We start from the raw sequence: 25,505 nt of genomic DNA, 5'->3' as shown, positions 1-25,505 counted from the left end.
CTCCCGGTCGGCCCACCGCTGCTCGGCGGTGGTGAGCTGGGCCAGCGTCGGCATGGAGGCGGCCTCGGGGGGCTCGGCGACCACGCCCGGCCGGTGGTGTGTGCGCGGCGCCCTGCCGGCCGCCCGCGGTGGTCCGCCTACTCCGGCAGTTCCGTCTCGTCCGGTACCACGTGCATCGCGGCCTCCTCCGCCCCGGCCGCTCCCCCGTCGATGCCCACGTCCCGGGCGACCTCTTCCTTGGTGGTGTCGGTGTGGGCGCCCTCGTCCGGGGCGACGAGACGTCCGGCGCGGGACCCGCCGGCCTCGGGGTCGACCGGCTCGCCCTCGCCGCCGGGCAGGTCGCCGACGTCATCGCCGGGCGGTGCGGTCACGTCCGGGACCTCCTGGCCGAGCCGTTCGTCCAGGGTCTCGCCGGCCTGCTGCTCCGCGGCGGTGGTGCCGTGCCGGGTGACGCCCAGGGGGCGTTCGGGTGGGGAGTAGCCCTCGTCGAGCATGTCGTCGTAGGTGCGTTCGCCGACCGCGTCCTGCAGGTCCAGGGGCCCGGCGTCCTCCTGTTCCTCGTTGGTGCCCGTGGGCTGGTAGACGTCGTCCGCCATGGGGGTCTGCTCGGACTGCTGGTCGCTCATGGTCGCCTCCTGCGGGGTTCTCGGACGGTCCAGGTCCGCGTTTCCCGTGGCCGGAGCATTAACCCCGTCGGCGCCCGGCCGGATCGGTCCGCGGGCCGCCCGGCCGCCCCGGTGCCCTCCACCGCTCCTCGATGCGGCGCGCCTCTTCACACCGGCAGGGCGACGGCCCAGCCGGCGGGACGGATGACGTGCGGGGCGGGCACGGAGCCGGCCGTCCCGTCGGCCCTGATCCGCTCCTGCCGCGTCACGGAGCCGCGGACGCGGTGCCGGGCCGAGGGCGGTGCCCCGGTCCGAGCGGGGAGGGGCGGAGCGGAATCAGGGGCGGCCGTCACGGGGGGCGTTTCCTTCGGTGGTGCGGCTGCCCTCCACAGCCTTGTGCCATCACTGCGTACCTGCAACCTGTGTGCAGTAAAGGGTGCGGCAGGCCTTCCCCATGAGCAGGGAAAGCCGGATCAGGCCGGGGCGTGGGGTCCGTCCGGGCGGCCGGCGCGCTGCCGGACCGTCTCCCGGCTGAGTTCCTCGGTCTCCGGCTCCGGCAGCCGCTCGAAGCCGTCCTCGGTGATGACGGAGACGACGGGGAAGATGCGGCGGTTCAGGTCGGGGCCGCCGGTGGCCGAGTCGTCGTCCGCCGCGTCGTACAGCGCCTGGAGCGCGGCGAGGGCCGCCTCCCGGCGGGTCAGGTCCGGACGGTACAGCTTCTTCAGCGCGCCGCGGGCGTACGGGGAGCCGCTGCCCTCGGCGTGGAAGTGCCGCTTCTCGTACAGCCCGCCGGCCGCGTCGAAGCTGAAGATCCGGCCGCGTCCGCCGCCGGGTGCGGTGAGGTCGTAGCCGACGAGCAGGGGGACGACGACGAGACCCTGCATGGCCTGGGCGAGGTTCTGCCGGATCATGGCCGCCAGACGGGCGGCCTTGGCCCCGAGGGTCATCGGGACGCCTTCCACCTTCTCGAAGTGGGTCAGTTCGACCTGGTAGAGCCGCACCATGTCCAGGGCGAGGCCGACGGTGCCGGCGAAGGCGACGGCCGTGTGGTCGTCGGCGGGGTGCACCTTCTCCAGGTCGCGTTGGGCGATGAGGTTGCCCATGGTGGCCCGGCGGTCCCCGGCGATCAGCACGCCGTCGCGGTAGGTCAGGGCGAGCACGGTGGTGCCGTGCGGGAACCGGTCGGGCGCGACCCGGGCGCCGGCCGGCAGCGGGGGCGCGGTCGGCAGCAGCCGGGGGCGGTGCGCGGCCAGGAACTCGGTGAAGGACGACGACCCCGGTGTGAAGAAGGCCGCGTCCGGCAGTCCCGCGCTGTCGTTCCCCTGCATGACTCCCCCTCCGGTGCCGCCGGCAGTACCCGTCTCCTACCTGACCCGGGCGCGCGGGAAACTCCCCGGTGCTCACAGGGCCTTGCGGCGCACCAGCACCCCGAGCACCAGCAGGCCGGGGAGCAGCGGCAGCCACACGGTCAGCAGCCGGTAGCCGAGCACCGCGGACGCGGCGGCGGCGCCGGGGGTGCCGGCGGCCGTGAACGCGAGGGCCAGCGCGGCGTCCAGCGAGCCGAATCCGCCCGGGGTGGGCAGCAGGGCGGCGGCGCTGCTGGCGGCGAGGTACAGCAGGGCGACCTGGAGCGGGGCGAGAGGCAGGCCGACGGCCCGGGTGACGGCGACGAGGACCAGGGCGTGCAGCAGGGCGAAGGCCACGGAACCGCCCCACAGGGCCGCCGCGCGCACCGGGCAGGCGTGCAGCGCGCGGATGTCGGCCAGGACGGCGGCGAGCGGCCGCCGGCAGCGCGGCCACAGGGGGCTGGCGAGCAGGACCGCCGCGAGGACGGCGGCGCCCACGGCGACGGCGACCGCCGTCGGGGAGATGCGCGGGACGCGCAGCAGGCCCGGGCAGGCCGGGGCGAGCAGCGCGATCAGCGTCAGGCGGGCGGTGGCGCCGGCGGTGGCCTTGACGGCGAGCGCGCCGGCCGCGCGTCCGGCCGGCAGCCCGCAGCGCATCAGGAACCGCAGGTTCACCGCGCCCGCGCCGAGCCCCGCGGGCAGCAGGTGGTTGGCGGCGGAGGCGGCGAACTGGGCCGCGACCAGCCGGGGCCCGGGCAGCCGCGGGACGACGGCGCCCTGCTGGGCGAGCGCGGAGGCCGCCCAGGTGCCCATGGCCGCCGCCGCGCCGACCAGCAGCCAGCCCTGGTCGGCGACCGCCAGCCGCCCGGCCCCGCTCTCGACGGCGGGCCAGTGCCGGCGGGCCAGGTACACCGCGCCGAGCAGGACGGCGAGGCAGACGCCCGCCTGCCAGCGGGCGTGCCGGCGGCCGAGGGAGGTGGTGAGTTCGGCGGGCGCCGTCATGAGCCGGCGCCCGGTACGGCGTAGTAGATCCGGACCGTTCCGGCGGGGACGGAGGGCCAGTCGCGGGCGTAGCCGGGCGGCGCGGAGCCGGGCGGCACCAGCACGGCGACCGGTGTGCGCCGCGCGGCCCCGGCGATCTCGTCCTCGGTGGTGTTGGCGTTGGGCCCGGTCGTCGCGACGGAGCCGCAGCCGGCGGCGAACGCGGTCGGCAGGGCCTCGTGACCGGCGACCAGGCAGGGCGGGCGTACACCGTTGCGGTGCAGGGCGTCCGCGGTGCGCGCCCACTCCCGGTGGGCGGCGGTGGCGTTGCCCACGGTGTGCAGGAGCACGGCGAGCTGCACCGCGAGGTGGGCGGCGAGCCCGGCGCAGACCAGCACCACGGCGACCGGCCGGACGGCCCGGGGCGGGGCCGGGGGCAGGGCCGGGCGCCGGGGCAGGTGCGGGGCCAGGAGGGGGGCGGTGCGCGGGGTGGAGCGCCGGGGCCGGCGGGGTGCCCGGGGCGGGGCGGTCATCAGGTGGAGGAGGGCGTCCGCGACCGGGAGGGCGAGCAGGGCGTAGGCCGGCAGGAGGAAGCGGGGGGCCGCGTAGCCGATCAGGAAGAGGTAGGGGAAGGCGGCGGTCGCCGCGCAGCCGAGCGGGAGTGCCGTGGCCGTCGTGCGCCGGGTGCGGACGGCGACGGCGAGGGCGAGCGCGGCGAGCAGGGGCAGGGTGAACCACCAGAGGGTGAGCAGCGGGTGCGGCAGAGCGCCGGTGCAGGGCCGGCACAGTGTGCGTCCGCCCAGGCTGCGCAGCTGGTCCACGACGGCGATGTGCCAGCCGAGGCCGCCCTGGATCGCCGAGCCGTCGGCGAGCCGCCGCGCCAGGCCGCCGTAGCTGACGTACGCCTCGATCACCCACTCGGCGGCGCCGGCGGCGAGCCCGGTGAGCAGGGCGGGCAGGGCGCGCCGGCGGTGGCGCGCCAGGCCGAGGACGAGCAGGGGAAGCGTCGCCCAGACCGCGTCCACCGGCCGCATCCACGCCATGAGCGCCGCGCTGCCCGCCAGGCCCCACAGGGCGCCGGGCCGGGTGCGGGAGCGCAGGAAGCAGCCGGCGGCGGCCAGGGCGCCGACGGCGACCCAGTAGTTGGGCATGGCCTGGGGGCCGTAGAACAGGGTCACCCACAGGGAGGCGAACAGGGCGCCGCCGAGGGCGAGGACGCGGGCGGGGAACAGTCCGCGCCAGGCGCGCAGGGCCAGGTAGAGGGCGAGGCCGGAGAGCAGGGCGAGGTAGACCCGCAGCAGGGCGGTGGACGACGACCAGGCCGCGACGGGGGCGACCAGCAGGGAGATGCCCCGCGCGCGGGGTGCGCTGAAGAAGGACGCGGGGGCGTGGCCGCTGACCTGGCTGACGTACACCGTCTCGTCCCAGCCGAGGCCCATGCCCGGCCGGACCAGGAGCAGTTGGGCCAGGGTGAAGGCCGCGGCGACGGCCACGAGCGGCCAGGCGGCGCGTGACGGACCGGCGGACGCGAGCCGCGCACGCGCGCGGCTCGCCGTGTCGAGTGTCGCGTGCGCACTGCCGGCCATGACCACCCCTCTGTCCCCTACAGGTTGTAGGGCTCGCTGTCACCCTACGGCCTGTAGGGCCGGAGCCCGGGGAACACGGCCCAACCTAACCCGGAGCACCCGGCGGTGCCCGGCCGACGGGGCCATCCGGCCGACGGCCCTACGCGCTGTAAGGTTGGGACATGGCTGGCACAGGGTCCCGCGGCAGAGCGGAGCGGCGCAGCGCCGGGGCGCTGGAGAGCGAGGTGCTGGCCGCGCTCTGGGGCACCGAGCGGCCGCTGACACCGGCCGAGATCCAGCATGAGATCGGGGGCGGACTCGCGTACAACACGGTCCACACGATCCTCAAACGCCTGTACGACAAGGGGCTGGTGCTGCGGGACGCCGACGGGCGGCGCGGCGCGTACCGGCCGGCCAAGAACGCCGCGGAGCTGACCGCGCAGGCGATGCACGAGGCCCTGGACCGGGGACCGGACCCGATCGCCGCGCTCCAGCAGTTCGTGACCGGGCTGAGCACCGAGGAGGAGCGGGCGCTGCGCGAGTTGCTCGCCGGAGGCGGCGCGTGAGGCCGGGCCCATGAACGGAAGCGACGCGTGAGGTACGGCGCATGAGGTTCGCCGTGTACGCCCCGCTGGTGCTGTCGGCACTGCTGTCGGCGCTCGCTCCCGTGCTCGCCCGGCGGGCCGAGCCGGCGCTCGCAGCGCGCGTGCTGGCCCCGGCCGCCGTGCTGACGGCGGCGGCCACCGTGTGGTCGCTCGTCCTTCTGGCCGCCGCGCTGCTGGGGGACGTGCCGCCGCTGGTGCGCGAGGCCCGGGAGAACGGGCGTCCGTTCACCGATCCGGTGCCGGAGGCGATCGGGCTCGCCGCGTGCCTGGCGCTGGCGGTCGTCGCCCTGCGGCTACGCCGGGCCGTGCGGGCCGAGCGGGGTACGCGGCGGGCGCTGCGGCGGCTCGCCGCGGGGCAGCCGGGGGACACCGAGCTGATCGTCGCCGCCTCCGAGGTGCCGCGGGCGTTCGCGATCCCCGGCCGGCCGGGGCGGATCCTGGTGACCTCGGCGATGCTGGGCGCGCTGGAACCCGCCGAACGGCGGGTGCTCCTCGCGCACGAGCGGGCCCATCTCACGCACCGGCACGGGCTGGTGGTGACGGCGGTGACGCTCGCCGCTGCGGCCGACCCGCTGCTGGGCCCGGTGCGCACGGCGGTCCTCTTCCTGGTGGAGCGCTGGGCCGACGAGCGGGCGGCGACCGCGGTCGGGGACCGGCGGGTGACCGCGCGTGCGCTGGCCCGGGCCGCGCTCACCGCGGGCCGCGCCGCCCCGGTCTGCGCCCTGCAGTTCACCGACCGGGCCGTCACCCGCCGCATCGCGGCCCTGCAGACCGCTCCGCCCCCGCGCCTGTGGCCCGCCGCCGTCACCGTCCTCGCCCTCGGCGCCCTCCCCACATTGCTCGCCGCCGACGCGACCGGCGACCTCCTGGGACTGCTGTCCGGCATCCTCGCCTGAACGACAGCCACGCAGCCGCGGTTCCGGCACGGCGGCCCGCCTCCGTACCTGTGGCCCGCCGCCGCCCCCTCGCGCCCTTCCGACGCTGCTCGCGACCGACGCGACCGGCGACCTCTGGGCGTCTCAAGTGAACGACAGCCGCTCACCGCCGCTTCGGACCCAGCGCGGCGGCCCGCCCCCATGCCCGCGGCCCGCCGCCGTCGCCCCCGGCGCCCTCCCGGCACTACCCGCCACCGACGCGACCGGCGACCTCCCGGGCAGCCCCGGCTGAGCGGTGGTCGTTCAGGCGGTGTTCGGGACGCGGTGCGGTGGCTGTTCGGGGGCGGGGCGGCGGGGCGCCGGGGGTATGGGCCGTACGGCGGGCTCGTCGGTGCCGACGGTGAGGGGCTCGCCGTGGTGGCTGAGCCGGAGCGGCGGGCCGTCCAGCAGCGCGTACGTCACCTTGTCCGCGCCGATGTCCACGCGCAGCCGGCGCCCGCGGAACTGGACGTGGAAGGCGAGCCGGCGCAGCCGCTCGGGCAGGCGGGGTGCGAACCGCAACCGCTCACCGTCGCGGCGCATCCCGCCGAAGCCCGCGACCAGCGCCATCCAGGTGCCGGCGAGCGAGGCGATGTGCAGCCCGTCGCGGGTGTTGTGCTCCAGGTCCTGGAGGTCCATCAGGGCGGCCTCGGACGTGTAGGCGTAGGCGAGGTCCAGGTGGCCCGTCCGGGCGGCCATGACGGCCTGGCAGCAGGCGGACAGGGACGAGTCGCGGACGGTCAGCGGCTCGTAGTAGGCGAAGTTCCGGGCGATCTGCTCCTCGTCGCACCGCTGCTCGAACCAGTCGCCGCAGGTGTACATGGCCAGCACCAGGTCGGCCTGCTTGACGACCTGTTTGCGGTACAGGTCGAAGTAGGGGAAGTGCAGCAGCAGCGGGTACTGGTCGGGACGGGTGCCGTCGAAGTCCCAGCGCTGGTAGCGGGTGAAGCCGGCGTGCTGCTCGTGGACGCCCAGCTCCTCGTTGTAGGGCACGTGCATCGCGCCGGCGGCGTCCCGCCAGGCCGCGCTCTCCTCCTCGTCCACGCCCAGCCGCCGCGCCTCACGCGGATGGCGTTCCGCGGCGTCGGCCGCGGCCAGCAGGTTCTGCCGGGCCATCAGGTTGGTGTACGTGTTGTCGTCGGCGACCGCGCTGTACTCGTCGGGCCCGGTGACGCCGTCGAGGTGGAAGACGCCGTGCCGGTCGTGGTGGCCCAGCGACCGCCACAGCCGGGCGGTCTCCACCAGCAGCTCCACGCCGGTCTCCCGCTCGAAGGCGGTGTCGCCGGTGGCCTCGACGTACCGGACGACGGCGTCGGCTATGCCGGCGTTCACGTGGAAGGCGGCGGTGCCGGCCGGCCAGTACGCGGAGCCCTCCGGGCCGGCGATGGTCCGCCAGGGGAACGCGGCCCCGGCGAGCCCCAGCTGGGCCGCGCGTTCCCGGGCCTCGTCCAGGGTGTTGTACCGCCAGCGCAGCGCCTCGGCGACGGCCTGGGGCGCGGTGTGGGTGAGCACGGGCAGCACGAACATCTCGGTGTCCCAGAAGGCGTGCCCGTCGTAGCCGGAGCCGGTCAGGCCCTTCGCCGGGATGGCGCGCTGCTCGGCGCGGGCGCCGGCCTGCAGGACGTGGAACAGCGCGAACCGTACGGCCTGCTGGATCTCCTCGTCGCCCTCCACCTCGACGTCCGCCCGGGCCCAGAAGTCGTCCAGGCAGGCCCGCTGGTCGTCGACCAGGCCCTGCCAGCCGTCGTGGCCGGCGGCGGCGAGCGCGGCGTCGACCTGGTCGGCCATCGCGGGCAGCGACCGGGTGCCGGACCAGCCGTGCGCGACCAGCTTCTCTAGGCGCAATTTCTGTCCGGGCTCCAGGACGGAGGTGACGGTCAGCCGGGCGACGTCGATGCCGCTCTCGCTGCGGGTGGTGGTCCGCTCGGGACCGGTGACGGTGTGGTCGGCGGCCACGGCGACCCGCAGGCCGCTGCGCCGGGTGCGGTGGACCAGCCGCAGCCGGGTGCCGGAGGCGAAGTGGTCCTCCTGCTCCAGCGGGGACTTCAGCGCCCGCGCCGCGCGCGGGTCGCCGTCGGGCTCGGGCAGGCTCTCGTTGGCGACCAGCTCCGACTGGATCACCACCCGGCTGCGGCTGCCGACGGCCTCCACCTCGTAGGCGACGGCGGCCACCGCCCGCTGGGTCAGCGACACCAGCCGGGTGGAGCGCACCCGGACCGTCGAGCCGGCCGGCGAGGTCCACTCGCAGGTCCGCTCCAGCACCCCGCGGCGCAGGTCCAGGACGCGTTCGTGGGAGACGAGCCGGCCGTAGCGCAGGTCGAACGGCTCGTCGTCCACGAGCAGACGCACGATCTTGCCGTTGGTGACGTCGATGACGGTCTGCCCGGACTCCGGGTAGCCGTAGCCGGCCTCCGCGTACGGCAGCGGGTGCACCTCGTGGACGCCGTTGAGGTAGCTGCCGGGCAGGCCGTGCGGTTCACCCTCGTCGAGGTTGCCGCGCCAGCCGACGTGCCCGTTGGACAGGGCGAACACCGACTCGCTCTGGGCGAGGACATCGAGGTCGAGGGCGGTCTCGCGGACGGTCCACGGCTCGACGGCGTACGAGCGGTCGGTGATCACTGCTTGCCTCCCAGTTCGGCGAGGTCCTTCACCACGGTGTCGGCGCCGTGTGCGTACAGCGCGTCGGTCTGGCCGGCCCGGTCCACGCCGACGACGTACCCGAAGCCGCCCGCGCGGCCCGCGTCCATGCCGGCCAGCGCGTCCTCGAAGACGGCCGCGCGGGACGCCTCGACGCCCAGGTCGCGGGCGGCGGCGAGGAAGGTGTCGGGGTGCGGCTTGCCCGGCAGGTCCCGCTCGGCGGCCACCACACCGTCGATCCGGACGTCGAAGAAGTGCTCGGCGCCGACGGAGCGCAGTACGTCCCGGCAGTTGGCGCTGGAGGAGACGATCGCGGTGCGCAGCCCCGCGGCGCGCACCGCCTCCAGGTACCGCAGGGTGCCCTCGTACGCCTCCACTCCCCCGGTGCGGATCTTCTCCAGCAGCAGCTCGTTCTTGCGGTTGCCGAGGCCGTGGACGGTCCGGGCGTCCGGCGGGTCGCCGGGGTCGCCCTCGGGCAGCCGGATGCCGCGCGAGGCCAGGAAGGAGCGGACGCCGTCGGCGCGGGGGCGGCCGTCGACGTACTCGTCGTAGTCGGCGCCGGCGTCGAACGGCCGTCCCTGTTCGCCCTGGTAGTCGCGCAGGAACGCGTCGAACGTCTCCTTCCAGGCCGCCGCGTGCACGACGGCGGTCCGGGTGACGACCCCGTCGAGGTCGAAGAGACAGGCCTGGATGCTGTCGGGCAGACCGAGCTGAGTCATACTCAGGACTGTTCCCCGTCCGGAGCGCTCCAGTGGGTGGCGCACGCCACATGCCGCGCGGGCGGGCGGTGACACACTCTGCTGTGTGCCGCTGACCTTCGACGACCTCCTCCACCGCGCCCGCGCCCTGCCCCGCGGCGGCCGGCGTGCCCTGCTCGGCATCGCGGGCAGCCCCGGCGCGGGCAAGACGACACTGGCCGAGCGCCTGGTGGCCGCCCTGAACGGCGACGGGCCGCCCTGGGTGGCCCATGTGCCCATGGACGGCTTCCACCTCGCCGACGCCGAACTGGACCGGCTGGGTCGCCGCGGGCGCAAGGGCGCGCCGGACACCTTCGACGCGGGCGGGTACGCGGCACTGCTGCGGCGACTGCGCGAGGAGACCGGCGAGGTGGTGTACGCGCCGGGGTTCGAGCGGGTGCTGGAGCAGCCGCTCGCCGGCATGATCCCGGTGCCGCCCGAGGTCCGGCTGGTGGTGACCGAGGGCAACTACCTTCTGCTGCGGGAGGGTTCCTGGGCACGGGTGCGGCCGTGCCTGGACGAGGTGTGGTTCTGCGAGACCGACGAGGACGAGCGGATCCGCCGGCTGGTCGCCCGGCACGAGGAGTTCGGCAAGGAGCGCGCGGCGGCCGTGTCCTGGGTGCTGGGCACCGACCAGCGCAACGCCGACCTGGTCGCGACGACACGGGAGCGCGCGGACCTGGTGGTGCCGGCCGGCGTGCTGCGCTGACGCGCGGGGTGCGGGGGGCGGCGTCCGGTTCTGTGCGCCGCGGGCCGCGCGTTCGCCCGCCGCACCCGCCGGCCGCCGGGTCCTCCGCGGCCGGACACGAACCGGCCCTGGACCTGCACCCGTTCACCTTCCCGCCCCGCCGTTTCCCCCGGGACCGCACAACTTCGCACAGCGGCACGGCCGTTCCCGGGCTCGCTCTCCGAGAGGCACAGGCATGCCGTCAACCGCCGGGCACCGCACCCCCGTTCTCAACCGGCGTGGGTTCCTCACCACCTCGCCGGCCGCGTCGGTGGGGGGGTGCTCGCCGTGCCGGCCGTCGCCGCCTGGCCGCCGGCGGCCGACGCGAAGGCCGCGACCGCGCCGGCCGCGTTCGTGGACGACTACCGGACCGACACCCTGGGGCTTCGGCCGGCTGTGGAGGACCGGCTCGGCGTGGCACACCGGCATGCCGCTACGGCCCGACATCCTCCGCGCCGGCCTGCGCCACTGCGCGCGGATCACCGCCGGACGCACCGCCGCCCAGGCCGCGGAGGCGTTCGTGTACGACCGCCGGCAGCAGAGCTACGCCGTGATCGTCGGCCTCGGCCCGCTCGCCGAGGTGTACCGGGCGGGCGCCAGGGCGGTCACGTCGATCCCGAGCGCACCCGAGGGCACCCCCGCGACCACCGTCGGCGACGCGGTGCCCGCAGGCGCCCCCGCGGGATCGGCCCTCGGCGCGGGCGCGCACGACTCGGGGCTGGGCAAGGTCGCCGAGCTGGTCGACACCGTGCGCGGCCCGTACGCCTCGGGCAACCCGGCCCAGTACGCCGGCAGGCGGGCACCGGTCACCGTGCGGGCCGGCGGCCAGGCCCCGCTGACGGCCGGGCGCCGGGTCGTGCTCGGCGGCGCCGGCGCTGCGGCTGGACCCCGAGCGGCCGCCGGCGGCGGGCGGCACGTCTGCCCGTCCTGGACGCGCCCCGGCTGACCGGGTGGTTCGACCGGATCGAGGTGAACTCCGACGCGCTGCGGGCCGTACCCGTGTACACGGCAGAAGGTCTGTCGGTACGACTCGAGCGGCGGTGACGTCCGCGGCGGCGGGAGCGGTGCGACAGTGGGGCCATGATCCGGCCTCCGCGCCCTCCCGCCGCCGCACGGCCGGTGCCGCCGCGGGGCGGATGATGGCGCGCGCACAACACCCGGTCCTCACACCCGAGGCCCCCACGGGGCCGGTACGGCAGGCCCCGGCCGGCCGGTTCGCCCGGCTGCGCCGGCACCGGCGGTGGCTGCCGCCGGTCCTGGTCGCGCTGCTGCTCGCGCAGATGGCCGCGGCGATGGTCACCACGGCGGTCCAGCAGACCCCGACGATCGACGAGCCGGTGTACGTCGCCACGGCCACCGACTACCTGCGCGAGCACCGGCTGCGCTACAACCCCGAGCATCCGCCGCTCGGGAAACTGCTGATCGCGGCCGGGGTGGCGGTGGCGGACCCGCGCTACGACCCGTCGTACCCGGGCGACCAGGGCGAGGTGGGCCGGCACCTGCTGTACGGCTCGGGCAACGACCCCGGGCGGCTGCTGCTGTGGGCGCGGCTGCCGGTGATCGCGCTGACCCTGCTGTGCGGGCTGGTGGTGTTCGCGTTCGCCCGGGACCTGGCGGGCACGGCGGGCGGCCTGACCGCGCTGGCCCTGTACGCGTTCTCCCCCGACGTGATCGCCCACGGTTCCCTGGCCACGCTGGACATGCCGGCCGTCGCCCTCGTCCTGACGGCGTGCTGGCTGGCCTGGCGGGCCCGCCGCCGCCCCGCCCGGTACCTGCCCCTCACGGGCGCGGCGCTCGGCGCGGCCGCGGCGACCAAGATGAGCGCCCTGCCGGCGGTGCCGGTGCTGATGGCACTGGCGGCGCTGTCCGCCGTGGCGGCCCACCGGTCCGAGGCGGTCTCCTGGCGGCCCCTCCCCTGGCCCGGGGCGCGGCGGCCGGCGGTGTCGGCGCTGGTGGGCGCAGTCGTCGTCGCGGTCGTGGCCGTCGCCGTCGTGTGGGCCGCGTACCTGGCCGTCGACCCGCGGCTGCGGTTCGTGCCCGCGGAGCCGGTGCCCGGGGTGCACGGGCTGCGGGGGCGGCTGGTGGAGCTGCTGCCGGTGCCGCCGGCGTACCTGGCCGGTATGCGGGTGCAGTTCGGGCTGGAGGACTATCCCTGGCAGGGGTATCTGTTCGGGCACCTGTACACCGGTTCGCTCTGGTACTACCTGCCGGCCGCCCTGCTGGTGAAGACCCCGCTCGGGCTGCTGGCGCTGGGCGCGGCCGGTGCCGTGGCGGTCGTGGCGCGGCGCCGGCTGCGGCCCGCGGCGCCGTACCTGCTGGCGGCGCCGGCGGTGCTGCTGGCGGCGGCGATGACGGGGTCGCGGGACTTCGGCACCCGGTACGCGCTGTTCGTGCCGGTGTTCCTGGCGGTGGCGGCGGCCGGGGTGCTCACACTGCGCCGGCGGGGGGCGGGGCTCCTGACCGGTGCGCTGGTGCTGTGGGTGGCGGTGAGTTCGGCGCGGACGTTCCCGTACTACCTGCCGTACGCGAACGAGGCGTTCGGCGGCCCGGCGCACACGTACCGGCTGCTGCACGACTCGAACGTGGACTGGGGCCAGGACCTGGGGCGGCTCGCCGACCGGCTCCGGGAGCGGTACCCCGGCGAGCGGGTGTGGCTGGTGTACAAGGGCAGCGGAGTGCCGTCGTACTACGGCATCCACGCCACCGATCCGCGGTCCGTGCCACCCGATCGGGTGCACGGGCTGCTGGTGGTGTCGGACTCCGCCGCCGCCAAGGCGCGCGGGCGGCTGGCCGAGCTGATCGCGGGCAGCCGCCCGGTCGGCGAAGTGGGCCATTCCATCACCCTGTACCGCCGGTGAGCCACCTGCTCCAACCCCCTGGTCACGACGGTCGGTGAGCTATGTTGAGTGCTCGTGGCAGACAAAGGAGGCCGACCGGTGCCCTCGCCGCAGCAGGCACGCGCACAGGCATCAGCGATCACGTCGGGGAAGACCGTGCCCGAGGCCGAGGCCGCGCCGACCTCGCGGCTCAGGGAACTCTTCGACGGCCCGCGTCTGTCGCCGGGGCAGCGGCGCATCGCCCAGTACCTGATCGAGCACATCACCGAGGCCGCGTTCCTGTCGATCACCGAGCTGGCCGACCGGGTCGGGGTCAGCCAGCCCTCCGTCACGCGCTTCGCCGCGGCCGTGGGGTTCAGCGGTTACCCCGCGCTGCGCGAGAGGCTCCAGGCGATCGCGCTCAGCAGCCTGGCCGGCGGGCCCGGCGAGGAGAACCTGGCCAACGAGCTGCAGGCGGCCGTCGACGCCGAGATCGAGAACCTGGAGAACCTGCGGCGCGACCTCGCCGATCCCGACCGGGTCATCCGGGTCGGCCGCGAGCTGTCCCGCTCCACCCCGCTGACCGTGCTGGGCCTGCGCATCTCGGTGTCGCTCGCCGAGTACTTCGGTTACGCCGCCCGCCGGATCCACCCGGACGTGCGGCTGGTGACCCGCGGCGGCAGCGTGGCGTACGACGCGCTGCTGCAGTCCCGCGAGGCGGGCGGCAGCTGGGTGCTGGCCTTCGCGATGCCCCGGCACTCCCAGGAGACGCTCCAGGCGGTCCGGGTGGCGCGCGGGGCGGGTCTGAAGGTCGCCCTGGTGACCGACCTGGCCCTGGGGCCGCTGGCCGACGAAGCCGACGTCACCTTCGCCACCGGCACCGGCTCCCGGCTGGTGTTCGACTCCTATGCAGCGCCCGGTGTGCTGGCCGCCGCGCTGCTGCAGGCCATGACCGACGCCGACCCGGAGCGCACCCAGGCCCGGCTGGAGAAGTACGAACAGCTTTCCGAGCAGCACCAGTTCTTCCTCCGGGACTGACCGGCCGATCCTCCCGCGCGCGCCGGGCGAGACGTGAAGATCCTGCGGTCCTCCACCCCCCTGGACGGGGATGATTCACCGCATATCGCGGATGAATGTTTTCATACGTCTTGCAAACTGGTCGGTATATATAAATACTGCTCGGCGCACCACCCGCTACACCGCCCCGAGAAAGCCGACGGACCGCCCATGCGCACGCACCTCCGCACGCAGCGCCGGTTCCCCGCGCCCGGGGCCCCCGCACGGACACCCCCTGCCGCCGTCCCCTACCCACGTCGGCGCCCGGGGTGTACCGGGGCGCGCCGTCTGCGCGGCGACGCGCCCGTGGCGCCCCCGGCCATCCCCTAGGCCGGGGCCGCCCCGAATCCGTCGATCACCCTCACGACGCCGCACACCGGAAGCGATGATCATGCCCCTGACCAGCACGCGCATCAGCCCCGACTGGCCCTGTCAGGTCAAGACGCCGGGCTCGTACGACTGGGAACGCTCCGCGGCCAAGTGGCTGCGCGAACTGATCCCCGCGCGCTACGCCAGCTATCCGGCGCTCATCCGGCACCCGGTCCTGCTCGCCCGGCACGCGCAGATCCAGGTGCAGCAGGAGATCCGGGTCGCGCGGACCGCCCTGCAGACCGCCCGGGCCGAGCTTCCGGTGCTGGGACTGCCCGAGTCGGTCATCGAACACACGATCAAGCTGTACGCGGCCGAGGTACTCCAGCTGCAGCACATCGCGCGCAGTGTCCGTGCGGTCAGCGAGGCCCTGGCGGCCCGTGGCGCGGGCCGCTGAACCCCTCCTGACCTGCGCTTTCCACCCTGTGGACAGCTTGCCTGAAGGTCGTACGAATCCGGACCCGGCAGACGAGTGATCGAACGGCCCGAGGTGTGCAATGCTCGTCGCGTGACGAGCGAGCCTCTGCCCCCGGTGGACCGCGACCCCAGCGCCGATGTGGCGGCGCTGGCCAAGGTCGTCGCCCGGCAGCGCGCGGAGATGGAACGGCTGCGGGACCTGGCCGCGACCTCGGCCGTCCTGGAGCGGGCCAAGGGCGTGCTGATGGCTCTCACCGGCTGTACGCCGGACGCGGCCCACGAGGAGCTGACCCAGCGCGCCAAGGACGGCAACCGCACCCTCCTCGAACAGTGCTGGCTCACCCTGGGTGCCCTGCCGCCCATGGAACGGCCCGCCGCCACCCCGACGGCACCGGCCGCCGAGACCGGCTCCGCCGGGATCGCGCCCGCCGGCACCGCGGAGCTCTCGGCAGTCCTCGCGCACATCGCCCGCGACCTCGTCCGGGTCGGCTCGCCGCACGAACTGGCCGGATGCCTGCTGGACCACCTGGCGCAGGAGGTGGGCGGCGACGCGGTGATGCTGTACGAGCGGCTGCCCGAGGGCGGCCTGAGATTGATCGCCTACGCCGGCATCGACCCCACCCTCGCCGCCCAGTGGCGCCAACTGCCCCCGGTGACCAGCGTGGCCGCGATGGACGCCCTGCGGTCCGGGGAGCCCCGCTGGCTGGAGGACCTCGCCGTCGACCGCACGCGCTACCTGCTCATCGGGGATCCCCCGGAGCGGTGGCCCACCCGCGCCTGGCTGCCCCTGCCGGCCGGGGAGACCGCCCACATCGTCCTCGGGCTGCTGCGCCGCCGGGACGGACCGTTCACGTCGCGCGAGCGGGAGCTGCTGCGGGCCGTCAGCCGGCTGTGCGCGGGCCGGCTGCGGGCCTTCGACAGCCCGCAGAACGGCGCGCCCGGAGACCTCTCCCCCACCGTGCAGGCGGTGTTCGACGCGCTGCCGGGCGCGGCGACCCTGCTGACCCCGCTGCGCGGACCCTCCGGCGAGGTGGAGGACTACCGCATCGACGCCGCCACCCCGGAGGCGGTCGACGTGTTCGGCCGGACCGGCCGGGACATGGTCGGCAGCCTCATCCTGGAAAGCTACCCGTCGGTCGCGGGCGAACCGCTGTGGCAGGGCTATCTGCAGGCCCTGGAGACCGGCGTGCCCTTCGAGGGCGACCCGTTCGCCTACCAGGACGTGATCGGCGGGGTGCCCGTGACCGCCACCTACACCGTGCGGGCGGCCCCGCTGGGCGAGGGCCTGGTGGTGACCTGGCTGCGGCACGACCCCGTGGACCGGCAGGAGCAGCGCCTCGCCGACGTGCAGCGGCTCGGCAACCTGGGCTGGGCGAACTGGAACCTGGTCACCCAGGAGATCTCCTGGGCCGCGCAGACGTACGCCGTGCTGGGCCTGGTCCCCGGCCAGGAACCGGTCCGGCTGGAGCAGCTGCCCGACCTGGCGCTGCCGGAGGACACCGGCCCGCTGGCCCACGCCATCGCCGAGCTCGTCTCCCGGGGACGGCCGTTCAACGTGCCGTTCCGTATCGACACGCCCGCCGGCGTCCGGCACCTGCGGATGGTCGCGGAGGCCGTCACGGCGCCCGACGGCACCCCGGTCGAGGTGCACGGCTTCGTCCAGGACCTCACCGCGCAGCGCAGCGCGGAACTGGCACTGGTGGAGAGCGAACGCGCGATGCTCCTCCAGCGCGGCATCCTCCAGGCCGAACGGGCCCTGGCGGCCCGGCTGCAGCACGCCCTGCTGCCGCTGCCCAGCAAGCCGGTGCGGCTGGCCGGGCTGCGCGTCGAGGTCGCCTACCTGCCCGCGCAGGCCGGCATCCACGTCGGCGGCGACTGGTTCAGCGCCATCGAACTGCCCGACTCCGACGCGCTGTTCGTGGTCGGCGACGTGGCGGGCCACGGCATCGACGCCGTGGCCACCATGGCCCAGCTCAGATTCACCGCGAAGGGCATGGTCAGCACCGGCTCCTCGCTCACCGGGGCCCTGGCGCGGCTGAACCAGCTGCTGCTGCACTCCCGGGACGGCCAGATCACCGCCACCATGATGCTGGCCCGCTACGACCCCGACCAGCACGTCCTGGCCTGGGCGCAGGCCGGGCACCCGCCGCCGCTGCTGGTGCGCCGGGGCGAGGTGCGCTTCCTGGACCGGCCCGGCGGCATGCTGCTCGGCGCGATGTCGACCCCCGCCTACGATGCGCGGGAACTGCGGCTGGAGCCCGGGGACCGGCTGCTGCTCTACACCGACGGCCTGGTCGAGCGCCCCGGCGAAGGTCTCGACGCGGGTTTCGCCCGGCTGGCCGAGGCGGTGCGCAGCCAGGGCTGCGGCGAGTCCGACTCCCTGGACGCACTGCTCGCCTCGATGCTCGCCGAGGAGCGGCGGGACGACGTGTGTGTGGTGGACATCCGGATGCCCCTGGAGGAGGAGCCGGGCGCGGACGGCTAGGGCCTGTCGCCGGCACCGGGCCGGCTGCGAGCTGTGGTGCCTCCGCACCGGGCCCCGCGACGCCGGGACGATCCGCACGACGGGGCCTGGCGGTGCCGTCCGGGAGCGGGGCCCGCTCAGTCCACGGGGTGGCCGGCCTCGATGCCGATGGCGTCGGAGAGCCGCAGCAGCGGCCCGCCCCGCCCCTCGCCCCACTGGACCGGGTCGAGCACGAAGCCGACGTGGTCGCCACCGTCGGTGCGGTGCAGGATGGTGCCGACGAACCAGGCCGCCGCGTCCGTCAGGACGGCGGTGCCGCCGTGTCCCTCCCGCCAGCGCAGCCGGGCGAACTTGTCGGTCTCGTCGCCCGTCTCCCCGCCGAGGAGTTCCGCCAGCTCCCGCTGGTCCCGGGTGAGCAGGTGGACGGCGAGGAACTGGGCGGCCCGGGCGAGCCGGTAGGTGCGGTTGGCCTTGGACAGCCACACGGCGAACCGGGGCGGCTTCATGGAGCACTGCGAGGCGAAGCCGACCAGGCAGCCGTCCCGCTCGCCACTCGCCGAGACGGTGACCACGCACATGTCCGGGTCCAGCCGGTCGAAGAAGCCGCTCGGCTCCGCCGTCTCGTCCCGCGCGCCGCTCTCGTCCGCCATGCCGTCCGCTCCCGTCCGCCGCCACTGGGTTACGGGTGCTCGTACCCCGCGCGCTCATGCATCGTCTCCGAAGCCGGTGCGGGACTCCAGCGCGCGGCGCGTGTCGTCCCCGTAGACACCCGTCTCGTCACCGCTGATGCCGTACCAGAGCTGGAAGCGGGCCACGGCCTCGGTGAGCGTGACGTCGTAGGTGCCGCTGGCGGTGCCGTCGCGGTAGACGTCCGGGATGCGCAGCAGGCGTTGCTGGAGGTCGGTGACCTCGGGGCCGGTGTCGCCCTGGCGGAGGGTGCCGGGGCCGTCCGGGTCGGTCGCGGCGGTGGGCGCGGTGGGGGCGGCGGCCGATGCGCCGGGGGCCGGCGGGGACGGGGCGGTGGCGGGCGGTGCGGTCGTGGCCGGCGGGGACGGGGCGGCGGTGGCGGCGGCCTGCTGGCGGCCGGGGAGCAGCAGGGCACCGCCGAAGCCGACGAGTGCCGCGGCGGCCACGGCCACGGCGACGGCGGCCCGGCGCGGCCCGGGGCGGGAGCCGGGGGTGCCCGTGGCGGGGGTGGCCGCGGGACGGGAGCGAGCCGGCCGGGGCGGGGGGACGGGCGGGAGTTCCTGGGTGTCGGCCTCGGCCGGGTGGGCCGTCCGCGCCTGCGGTGCCGCGCCGAGGGGCTCGAACGTCACCGGGTCGGGCCGGAACTCCCGCATCAGCTCCGCGAGGGCGTCGAAACGGCGGGGCCGCAGGACCCGGACGGGCTCCAGCACCCCTCCGGGCGGCGGCTGTTCGGGGTCGGGCGGTGTCGGCACCTGGCTCTCTCCTTCCGTCCCGCGGATACGGGGCTGTCACGCCCCGAGCTGAGATACGGCGCCCGCCGCGGCCCCGTTCAGGTACCTCCCGCGCGCCGGCCCGCCGGGCGCGTCGGGCGGTGGCGGTCACCCGTGGTCGCCGTGACCGTGGCCGCTCGCGGGTGCGCCGCCCATCATGCGCAGCATGGGCAGCCCGCCGGTGCGCAGGAACCGCACCACGAGCACGGCGGCGAGGACGAGGAAGGCGATGTCGAGCCAGGTGGTGTAGTTCCAGCCGATCCCCTCCGTGGGGAGCCGTGCGGCGGCCTGGTCGGGGATCAGGCCGAGGCTGCCGAAGGCGAACTCCACGAGGTATCCGGCCACGACCATCGCCAGGTAGAAGGTGCCGAGGAGGAAGGCGGCCGTCTTCGCGCCGTAGTACTTCCGGTAGATGCTGAGGATCGGCAGGATCAGCAGGTCGGCGAAGACGAACGCCACCACGCCGCCGAAGCTGATGCCTCCCTTCCACAGCACCACCGCCAGCGGAACGTTGCCGATGGAGCACACGAACGAGACGATCGCCACCAGCGGGCCGACGACGGGACCCCACAGCTTGGCCGCCAGCGGGTGGCCGTCGAAGAAGAACGCACGCCAGAAGGAGTCCGGGACCCAGGCGGCGATCGCACCGGCGACGAGCAGTCCGACGACGAGGTCGCGCAGGATCGCCGCCCATTCCATGACGAAGACGTGACTGGTGGCGGTGAAGCCCTCGCGGGAGAACAGCCGGCAGGCGAAGGAGCCTTCGCGGGACACGGACATGTCCATCGCCGCATGGCCCTCCATCGACCCGGCCAGCCCCTTTTCTGCCTGTTCACGGGCCTGACGCAGCAGCCCTTCGCTCAGGAACAGGCGGAACAGGACGGCCAGCACGACGATCATGACGGTGCCGCCGGCGAACTCCGCGGCGGTGAACTGCCAGCCCATCAGCAGCGCCAGGATGACGCCCAGCTCGACGACGAGGTTGGTGGAGGCGATCTCGAAGGCCATCGCGGCGGTGAAGTCCGCGCCCTTGCGGAACAGCGAGCGGGCCAGCGCCACCGCGGCGTAGGAGCAGGAGGAGGACGCCACGCCCAGGCCCGCGGCGACGGCGAGGGTGCGGGGCCGGTCGTCGCCCAGCAGGGAGACGACGGTGGATTTCCGGACCACGGCCTGGACGACGGCGGACAGGGCGAAGCCCAGGATCAGGGCCCAGGTGATCTCCCAGGTCATGGATCCGGTGATCGACAGTGCGTGCAGTACGGCGTGCATCTGTGAAGCCTTCCCGCCGGGGCACGGTGTGCGGCCCCGCCGTACCGGTGGCCGCCGCTGCCGGCCGGGGGCGGGCGCCGGTGCTCAGCCCGGGGCCGGCAGGCCGACCAGGAGCAGCGTCACGTCGTCGTCGTGCAGGGTCGTGTCCGGGATGAGGGTGCCGACCAGGAGGGACGCGGCCTCGTCCAGGGCGTCGGGGCCGGCGGGATCGTCCTTCAGCGCGCCGTGGAGGGTGCGGGCGAGGACGTCGATCTGGGCGTCGATGTCGGTGCCGGGCCGCTCGACCAGTCCGTCCGTGTAGAGCGCGAGCGTGCTGCCCGAGGGCAGTGGCTGGGTCGTCTCCCGGAACGGGACCGCGGTGCCGGACAGGCCGTTGACGCCCAGCGGTACGCCGACCGGGGTCCGCAGCCGGTGGGCGGGCCCGTCCGGGGGGAGGGCGATGACCGGCATGTGTCCGGCCGAGCACAGGGTGACCTCGCGGGCGTCCTGGTCGATGACCAGGTAGGTGCAGGTGACGAGCTGGTCCGCCAGGTCGCCGACGAACGCGTCCAGCCCGGTCATCAGCCGGCCGGGCGGTATGCCGGTACGGGCCAGCGCGTGGGAGGCGGCGCGCAGCTGGCCCATGACGGCCGCCGCCTCCAGGCCCCGGCCCATCACGTCGCCGATGACGATGCCGGTGCGGTGTGCGTCCAGCGGGATGATGTCGAACCAGTCGCCGCCGACCCCGGGGTCCTGGACGGACGCCAGGTACCGGTGGGCGCTGGGCAGGTGCGGCAGGCGGGGCGGCTCGCCCATGAGGCTGTGCTGCAGGGTGTAGGCGATGTGCCGCTGGTGTTCGTAGCGCTGGGCGCGGTCGGCCTCGGCCTGTCTGCGCTCGGTGATGTCCCGGACGGTCAGGAACACCAGCGTCTCCTGTTCGGCCTGGAGGGTGCTGATGCTGACCTCGACGGGGAACTCGCCGCCGTCGCCGTGCAGCCCGTACAGGTCCCGGTCCAGGACCATCGGCTTCCCGTCGCGCCGCCGCAGGTAGGTGTTCAGCAGCGCGCTGTGCCGCCGGTGCCGCGGACCGGGCACCAGGTCGACGACCCTGGTGCCGACGAGGGCGTCCGGTTTGTGGCCGAAGAGCCCTTCCACCTGGGCGTTGGCCATGACGATGATGCCGTCGCCGTCCGTGATCAGGGTGGCGTCGGGTGCGGATTCCAGCAGCGCGTGGAAGCGCCGGTGGGCCCGCTGGACCTCCCGCTGGGCGGCGACGCGTTCGGTGACGTCGAGGACGACCCCGCAGGCGGCGTAGGGCCGGCCGGACGGGTCGGTGAACGGGAACAGCGTGGTCAGCACGTCCCGGGGCCCGCCCGGCAGGGGGAGGCGTTCCTCGCGCTGCACCGCGCTGCCGCGCGCCAGTGCGCCGAGGTCGTCGGCCCCCAGGTGCCGCGCGAGCGCGGGCGGCAGGACGTCCGGGGCCCGCCGGTCCACCACCCGTTCGTACGGCAGGCCGGTGCTCTCCTCGAAGCGGGTGTTGACCGCCAGGAAGCGACCGTCCAGGTCCGTGATGAACACCTCCGCGGGCGTGTGGTCCATGAACGCCTGCAGCAGTTCGTTCTGCCGTACCTGCCACTCGGCCCGGGCGTGCGCCACCTCGACGCGGCGGCCCACGGGAAGGGCGGCGAGGACGAGGACGGTGAAGACGGTGGCGTGTCCCCACACCAGCAGCGCCGTGGCCAGCCGGCCGCCGTACAGCCCCGCGTCCCGGCCGGCGAGGACGGCCCAGCCCAGCAGCAGCGGGACGACCAGGTTGGCGACGACCAGCCGGCGCCCGAGCGGCCCCATGGTGCCCGCGTTCATCAGCAGGCCGGCCGGTCCTTCGTCCGGGCGGGCCAGGAAGACGGCGCCGCCCAGCAGCACCAGGGCCAGCGCGGTGGGCAGGGCCATGTAGGCACCGAACCGTTCGAGCTCGGGTGCGGCGTAGGCGAGGCCGTACAGCCGCAGCAGGCCCAGGCAGAGGACGGCCAGGCCCGCGATCTGGCTCGTCCAGGCGGGCAGCCGGCGCATGCTCATGCACAGCACGGCGACCCCCGCGAGCGTCAGCGCGGCGGCCGCGCTCGGTGCCATCCGCCCGGCCGTTCCGGTCCCCGCCACCACGGTGTCGTCCCGGAACAGAAGCTGATCGATGCCCAGGCCGGCTCCGGTGACGTACTCCGCCACGGTCAGTCCGCCGATCGCCGTGGCCAGCACCGCGCCCGCACGGGCGCCGGCCACCGCCTTCCCGGCCACCGGCCGGCGCGCCAGCACGACCAGTGCGAGGCCCAGCACGAGCAAGGCCACAGCGGCGTTCGTCTTCATCGCCGGGGCACCGCCCGGCAGTGCGCTCTTGAGGAGGTCGACGCCGAAGATCCATCCAGCCAGTCCCACCGCGCCGAGCAGGGCGGTGAGCAGGGACGCGCCCTGGGCCAGGGTGCGCGCGGCGGCCAGGGCGGGGCCGCGGAACGGCACGCCCTGGGCCTCCTGCCTACGTGTCACCGGATCGTCACCTTTGCGGATGAATGTGGTAGGTACCACGAAACTAGTTCAAACTTCACGCATAGGTCGAGTCTTGCTATCGAAGGGAGGGGGTGCTATGGGCGCCGGTCAGACGGGGAGCGTGCCGGGGAACGCACCGTGGCCGACACCCGGTGCGGTGACGGCCAGCCAGCCGTGGCCGCGTACGCCGGTGTCCGGGCCGACCTCGCCGGGGTCGACCGAGAGGTACCCGCAGGCGGACCGGGCGCCCGTGGTGCCCGCGTTGGGCGGGGCCTCGTCGTACTCGGGGTCGAAGTCCGGGTCGTCGACCGCGAGGGTCTCCCAGGGCAGCGGGTCGCCCTCCCACTCGGGGTCGCCCTCGGCGGCGTACTGGCGGATCACCCGGCCGTTCTCGGCGACGATCCACACGTCGGAGCCGCCGGCGTCGTCCAGGAAGAAGAACTGGGCCTGGCCGCAGTGGTCGCTGACCCGCTCGACCGTCTCGATCATGCCGTCCCAGGGGTCGCCGACGAGCAGGTCGAACGGACCGAAGACCAAGCGCCAGCCGTCCAGCTCCGGGGTGACGAAGGCCCGCCCCACGGTGCGGTCGGCGCCGTCCGGTCCGGGCACGCGGATCTCCCGGCCCTCCGCCGCGTGGAGACCGGCGGAGATCGTGACGGGCCGCCGGTCGTGCAGGCCCAGTGCCTCGAAGACACCCTCGTACGTCGCCCCGGGCACGGCCATCCACCAGCCGCTCAGGGTCGGCGACGGGAGCCTGGGCGTCTCGTGCGGGAGCTTCACCCGGATCAGCCGCTCGATCGCCGCGCGGTCGCGGTCGTCGAGTGCGTCGGCGCCGCCGCCCGCCAGCAGCGCCGCCATCGCGCCCCGCCGGGTCCGCGGGGACGCGGCCGGGTCGCGGCGCAGGGAACGCAGCCGGGGCCGGAAGGACTCGTGCAGCAGGCGGGCGTAGTCGGCGGCCCGGTACGGGACGAGGCGGCCGCGGGCATGGCTTTCCACCAGGGCCCGCAGTCCGGCCTCGGAGTCGGCGCGCAGCCGGACGAGGCCCTGGAAGCCGTGGGACGACCTGCCGTGGTCCGGATCGGCCGCCAGGGCCGCGTACCGGTCGGCGCAGCGCTCGTCGAACACGCCGAGGAGCCGGCCCGCCTGCCAGTCCGTCACCTCCTGGCGGTCCCAGGCCGCCAGCACGGCGTCGAAGGCCGGCGAACCGAGGCGCGCCAACACCCGCATGACCGGCTGGAGATCAGCGGTTCGCCGCACCCCGGCCAGCCCCCGCAGCAGCGTCGGCACCGCACCGCCGGCCTGCTCGACCGCGGCCTCCGCGCGCGCGGCGTCGCCGCTCTCCAGGTCTTCGAGAAGGGATTCGATCTTCATACGGCAGGACGGTACCGGCGACCACCGACGGCGCCCCGGGCGGGAGCTCGCTCCGTCGACGGCCTGGGCGCACCGGCGCATCGACGGCGGCCCGCTACCGTCCCCGGTGCTTCGTGAGGAAATCGTCGATGAGCCCGAACCAGTCCCGCGGTCGTTCGACGAACGGCAGGTGCCCGGTGGGGAGTTCGGCGGTCTCGGCGGCGGGCAGGCCGGCGGCGAGCCGTCGCTGGAGGGACGGGGAGACGAGCGGGTCGGCGGTGGTGACGACGACGAGGACCGGTACCGCGATCCCGGCGAGGTCACCGCGGACGTCGACCCTGCGCACCAGGTCGACCTGGTCGCCGGTGCCGGCGGGGAGGGACGAGGCCAGTTGCTCGGCGGAGGCGCGGACCTGGGCGGGAGTGAGGGCGTTCAAGGCCGGTTCGCCCAGCGTCATCAGGGTCAGGTACTCGGCGAGAAGGTCGTGCCGGCCGCTCGCGAACAGCTGCTGCCAGAGGGAGGCGGCGAGGGCGGTTCGCGTGTCGGCGTGGGCGAACGTCGCGCTCAGCACCAGTGAGCCGACCCGTTCGGGGTGACGCGCGGCGAGGCGGATCGCGACGGGGCCGCCCAGCGAGTACCCGCTGACCGCGAAGGTGTCGAGGCCCTCGGCGTCGGCCGCCGCGACCAGCTGATCGGCCAACTCGTCGAGATCGAGGGGACCTTCGGCCCTCGGGGTGGCGCCGGTGCCCGGGTAGTCGACGCCCACGACGGTGTGCCGTGCGGCGAGCTCCTCCAGGATCGGCCCGTAGTTGGCCTCGATGCCGCCGCCGGCGCCGTGGGCGAGGAGGAGACCGGGGCCGGAGCCGCGCACGGTGCGGGCGAAGGCGGGGGGTGTGGGCGCAGCCATCTCGGGTGCCTTTCGTGGTGTCGGGCGACTCGGCCAGCCGACTTTAGCGATCGCTAAAGCCAGGGCGTCGGCGACGATAGCAGAGCATCTTTAGCGGTCGCTACAGATGACGGTAGGCTGGGGCCATGAGCACCGGACACAGCCGGGACAAGGCCCCTTCCAGGCGGAGCCGGCGCGCCTTCGACCGCGATCAGGCCCTGGCCGCCGCCCTGCGCGAGTTCTGGACGCACGGCTACGAGACGACGTCCGTCGCCTCCCTCACCGAGGCGATGGGGATCAACCCGCCGAGCCTGTACGCCGCCTTCGGTGACAAGCGGCAACTGTTCGACGAGGCCGTCCAGTTGTACCGGCGCACCTACGGGGCCCGGCTGCCGCAGGGTCCGGACGCCCGCTCGGCGATCAGCACGCTGCTGCGGCAGCTCGCCGCCGACTACACCGACCCGGGCCACCCGCCCGGCTGCGTCATCATCACCGGGGCGGCCAACTGCTCCCCCGGTTCCCAGGACGTGAAGGACAAGCTGCGTGCGATGCGCGAGGAGACCAAGGCTTCGCTCGCCGCCTGCATCCGCACCGACGTCGACGCGGGGCGGCTCCCCGCCGACACGGACGCCGACGGGCTGGCGGCCTTCTACGCGGCGGTCGTCCAGGGGATGAACCAGCAAGCGGTCGACGGGGCGACCCGGGAGACCCTGGAGCGCGTGGCCGACGCGGCGATGGCGGCCTGGCCGGCGGGCTGACGTCCGGGGCGAGCCCGGTGACGCCCAGG

At 75.1% G+C, this 25,505-nt stretch carries 21 protein-coding genes and 1 pseudogene; 9 read left to right on the top strand and 13 right to left on the bottom strand.

The window, feature by feature from the left end:
- Positions 1 to 137: 137 nt before the first annotated feature.
- From ABZ923_RS26990 to ABZ923_RS26970, 5 genes are all read right to left on the bottom strand, one after another.
- Positions 138 to 626, bottom strand: coding sequence for a DUF5709 domain-containing protein (locus ABZ923_RS26990; protein WP_361476321.1), 489 nt, complete (start codon positions 624 to 626; stop codon positions 138 to 140).
- A gap of 146 nt (positions 627 to 772) precedes the next feature.
- Complete coding sequence (locus ABZ923_RS26985; RefSeq protein ID WP_361476319.1) at positions 773 to 958, bottom strand: hypothetical protein; 186 nt, start codon at positions 956 to 958, stop codon at positions 773 to 775.
- Between the two features lie 120 nt (positions 959 to 1,078).
- Entirely contained in the window at positions 1,079 to 1,933 is an 855-nt protein-coding gene (gene prcB, locus ABZ923_RS26980; protein ID WP_361476317.1) for a proteasome subunit beta, read from the bottom strand.
- 72 nt (positions 1,934 to 2,005) lie between these two features.
- Positions 2,006 to 2,953 (bottom strand): lysylphosphatidylglycerol synthase domain-containing protein, encoded by a 948-nt coding sequence (locus ABZ923_RS26975; RefSeq protein ID WP_361476315.1) that lies wholly within the window; start codon positions 2,951 to 2,953, stop codon positions 2,006 to 2,008.
- On the bottom strand, positions 2,950 to 4,518 hold the full coding sequence (locus ABZ923_RS26970; RefSeq protein WP_361476313.1) for a hypothetical protein: 1,569 nt from the start codon (positions 4,516 to 4,518) through the stop codon (positions 2,950 to 2,952). The genes ABZ923_RS26975 and ABZ923_RS26970 overlap by 4 nt, the downstream gene beginning before the upstream one ends.
- 161 nt (positions 4,519 to 4,679) lie before the next feature.
- On the opposite strand from ABZ923_RS26970, the gene ABZ923_RS26965 reads away from it, so the two are divergent.
- Together ABZ923_RS26965 and ABZ923_RS26960 are read left to right on the top strand one after the other, a co-directional pair.
- Positions 4,680 to 5,063 (top strand): BlaI/MecI/CopY family transcriptional regulator, encoded by a 384-nt coding sequence (locus ABZ923_RS26965; RefSeq protein WP_361476311.1) that lies wholly within the window; start codon positions 4,680 to 4,682, stop codon positions 5,061 to 5,063.
- 41 nt (positions 5,064 to 5,104) lie between these two features.
- A complete protein-coding gene (locus tag ABZ923_RS26960; protein ID WP_361476309.1) occupies positions 5,105 to 5,998 on the top strand; it encodes a M48 family metalloprotease in 894 nt (297 codons plus the stop codon).
- 282 nt (positions 5,999 to 6,280) lie between these two features.
- Here ABZ923_RS26960 and ABZ923_RS26955 read toward each other — a convergent pair whose 3' ends face one another.
- Positions 6,281 to 8,635 carry a glycosyl hydrolase family 65 protein gene (locus ABZ923_RS26955; protein WP_361476307.1) on the bottom strand — a complete coding sequence of 785 codons (2,355 nt, stop codon included), beginning with the start codon at positions 8,633 to 8,635 and terminating at the stop codon, positions 6,281 to 6,283.
- Positions 8,632 to 9,372, bottom strand: coding sequence for a beta-phosphoglucomutase family hydrolase (locus ABZ923_RS26950; protein ID WP_361476305.1), 741 nt, complete (start codon positions 9,370 to 9,372; stop codon positions 8,632 to 8,634). The genes ABZ923_RS26955 and ABZ923_RS26950 overlap by 4 nt, the downstream gene beginning before the upstream one ends.
- 85 nt (positions 9,373 to 9,457) lie before the next feature.
- On the opposite strand from ABZ923_RS26950, the gene ABZ923_RS26945 reads away from it, so the two are divergent.
- The 6 genes and pseudogenes from ABZ923_RS26945 to ABZ923_RS26920 all read left to right on the top strand — a co-directional run bounded on the left by ABZ923_RS26945 (position 9,458) and on the right by ABZ923_RS26920 (position 17,260).
- Positions 9,458 to 10,099 carry a nucleoside/nucleotide kinase family protein gene (locus ABZ923_RS26945; RefSeq protein ID WP_361476303.1) on the top strand — a complete coding sequence of 214 codons (642 nt, stop codon included), beginning with the start codon at positions 9,458 to 9,460 and terminating at the stop codon, positions 10,097 to 10,099.
- A 214-nt stretch (positions 10,100 to 10,313) separates the two neighbouring features.
- Positions 10,314 to 10,907 (top strand): annotated as a pseudogene (locus ABZ923_RS26940) (twin-arginine translocation signal domain-containing protein); the annotation flags it as partial.
- A gap of 346 nt (positions 10,908 to 11,253) precedes the next feature.
- Positions 11,254 to 12,975 carry a phospholipid carrier-dependent glycosyltransferase gene (locus ABZ923_RS26935; protein WP_361476325.1) on the top strand — a complete coding sequence of 574 codons (1,722 nt, stop codon included), beginning with the start codon at positions 11,254 to 11,256 and terminating at the stop codon, positions 12,973 to 12,975.
- A gap of 78 nt (positions 12,976 to 13,053) precedes the next feature.
- Positions 13,054 to 13,971 (top strand): MurR/RpiR family transcriptional regulator, encoded by a 918-nt coding sequence (locus tag ABZ923_RS26930; RefSeq protein WP_361476301.1) that lies wholly within the window; start codon positions 13,054 to 13,056, stop codon positions 13,969 to 13,971.
- A gap of 403 nt (positions 13,972 to 14,374) precedes the next feature.
- Entirely contained in the window at positions 14,375 to 14,755 is a 381-nt protein-coding gene (locus ABZ923_RS26925; protein WP_361476299.1) for a hypothetical protein, read from the top strand.
- 201 nt (positions 14,756 to 14,956) lie between these two features.
- The gene (locus tag ABZ923_RS26920; RefSeq protein ID WP_361476323.1) at positions 14,957 to 17,260 is read left to right on the top strand and encodes a SpoIIE family protein phosphatase; all 2,304 of its coding nucleotides are present in this window, start codon (positions 14,957 to 14,959) and stop codon (positions 17,258 to 17,260) included.
- Between the two features lie 116 nt (positions 17,261 to 17,376).
- Here the strand turns inward: ABZ923_RS26920 and ABZ923_RS26915 are convergent, their stop codons facing one another.
- The 6 genes from ABZ923_RS26915 to ABZ923_RS26890 form a co-directional block, all read right to left on the bottom strand.
- Entirely contained in the window at positions 17,377 to 17,889 is a 513-nt protein-coding gene (locus tag ABZ923_RS26915; RefSeq protein ID WP_361476297.1) for a flavin reductase family protein, read from the bottom strand.
- Between the two features lie 54 nt (positions 17,890 to 17,943).
- Positions 17,944 to 18,678, bottom strand: a complete 735-nt coding sequence (locus ABZ923_RS26910) for a peptidoglycan-binding domain-containing protein (protein ID WP_361476295.1) — start codon at positions 18,676 to 18,678, stop codon at positions 17,944 to 17,946.
- 126 nt (positions 18,679 to 18,804) lie between these two features.
- Complete coding sequence (locus ABZ923_RS26905) at positions 18,805 to 19,965, bottom strand: permease (RefSeq protein ID WP_361476293.1); 1,161 nt, start codon at positions 19,963 to 19,965, stop codon at positions 18,805 to 18,807.
- An 84-nt stretch (positions 19,966 to 20,049) separates the two neighbouring features.
- Complete coding sequence (locus tag ABZ923_RS26900; RefSeq protein WP_361476291.1) at positions 20,050 to 22,482, bottom strand: SpoIIE family protein phosphatase; 2,433 nt, start codon at positions 22,480 to 22,482, stop codon at positions 20,050 to 20,052.
- 108 nt (positions 22,483 to 22,590) lie between these two features.
- Positions 22,591 to 23,853, bottom strand: coding sequence for a hypothetical protein (locus ABZ923_RS26895; RefSeq protein WP_361476290.1), 1,263 nt, complete (start codon positions 23,851 to 23,853; stop codon positions 22,591 to 22,593).
- 94 nt (positions 23,854 to 23,947) lie between these two features.
- Complete coding sequence (locus ABZ923_RS26890; RefSeq protein ID WP_361476288.1) at positions 23,948 to 24,739, bottom strand: alpha/beta fold hydrolase; 792 nt, start codon at positions 24,737 to 24,739, stop codon at positions 23,948 to 23,950.
- 125 nt (positions 24,740 to 24,864) lie between these two features.
- On the opposite strand from ABZ923_RS26890, the gene ABZ923_RS26885 reads away from it, so the two are divergent.
- On the top strand, positions 24,865 to 25,476 hold the full coding sequence (locus ABZ923_RS26885) for a TetR/AcrR family transcriptional regulator (RefSeq protein ID WP_361476287.1): 612 nt from the start codon (positions 24,865 to 24,867) through the stop codon (positions 25,474 to 25,476).
- The last annotated feature ends 29 nt before the right edge of the window (positions 25,477 to 25,505 follow it).

Origin of the sequence: Streptomyces sp. NPDC046881, from assembly GCF_040645015.1 — a bacterium.
Taxonomy (GTDB): domain Bacteria; phylum Actinomycetota; class Actinomycetes; order Streptomycetales; family Streptomycetaceae; genus Streptomyces.
Note: the sequence above shows the minus strand (reverse complement) of the source record. Positions and strands in the feature narration are given on the sequence as shown.